Source organism: Nonomuraea lactucae, from assembly GCF_003313395.1.
In the GTDB taxonomy this organism is placed as follows: domain Bacteria; phylum Actinomycetota; class Actinomycetes; order Streptosporangiales; family Streptosporangiaceae; genus Nonomuraea; species Nonomuraea lactucae.
In genome coordinates this window covers 1-1,015 of the sequence record NZ_QNFZ01000418.1, presented here as the reverse complement: position 1 = coordinate 1,015, position 1,015 = coordinate 1, and the positions used below count along the sequence as shown (strand labels likewise).

The window sequence follows — 1,015 nt, the reverse complement described above, 5'->3', positions numbered from 1 at the left end:
GTCTTGAAAGCGCCCCCGCCGCCCTCGACGAACTCCCCACCCACGAACAACCCATACGACGGCCGCAGATCGACGATCTGACGCGACTCCGGCGCCGGCGCATACTCGAAAACCGCCATCATTCAGTCCTGGGTGAAATAGTCGCGACCGGCATAACGGCCACTGGCCAGCTTCTCACGCTGCATCAACAGATCGTTCAACACCGCCGAGGCGCCCAGCCGAAACCACGCCGGGCTCAGCCACTGCTCCCCCGCCGTCTCCTTCACCACCACCAGATACCTGATCGCGTCCTTGCTGGTGCGGATCCCACCGGCCGGTTTGACCCCCACCCGCCGCCCCGTGACGGCCCCAAAGTCCCGCACCGCCTCCAGCATGACCAACGTCACCGGCAGGGTCGCCGCCGGCGCCACCTTGCCGGTGGAGGTCTTGATGAAGTCCGCGCCGGCCAGCATCGCCAGCCACGAGGCCCGCCGCACATTGTCGTAGCAGGCCAGCTCACCCGTCTCCAGGATCACCTTCAGATGCGCCGCACCACAGGCCGCCTTGACCGCCACGATCTCCTCGAACACCTTCGCGTACCCGCCGGCCAGGAACGCCCCCCGATCGATCACCATGTCGATCTCATCAGCGCCCGCCGCCACCGCCAGCGCGGTGTCGGCCACCTTCACCTCCAGCGACGAGCGGCCACTGGGAAACGCGGTGGCCACCGAGGCCACCTTCACCCCCGACCCGGCCACCGCCGCGGCGGCCACCCCCACCAGATCCGGATAGACGCACACCGCCGCCACCCGCGGCGCGCCCGGCGCCGGCCACACCGCCTTGGCGCACAACCCCCGCACCCGGCCCGGCGTGTCCGCCCCCTCCAACGTGGTCAGATCCACCATCGAAATGGCCAGATCGATCGCCCGCGCCTTGGCCGTCGTCTTGACCGAACGGGTGCCCAGCATCGCCGCCCGCTGATCCGCACCCACCCGATCCACACCGGGCAGGCCATGCAGAAACGCTCTCAACGTCG

1 protein-coding gene is annotated in these 1,015 nt (G+C 69.2%); it reads right to left on the bottom strand.

The window, feature by feature from the left end; translation table 11 throughout:
- Positions 1-122 precede the first annotated feature (122 nt).
- Entirely contained in the window at positions 123-1,010 is an 888-nt protein-coding gene (deoC, locus tag DQW85_RS22320) for a deoxyribose-phosphate aldolase (RefSeq protein ID WP_240197351.1), read from the bottom strand.
- Positions 1,011-1,015 lie beyond the last annotated feature (5 nt).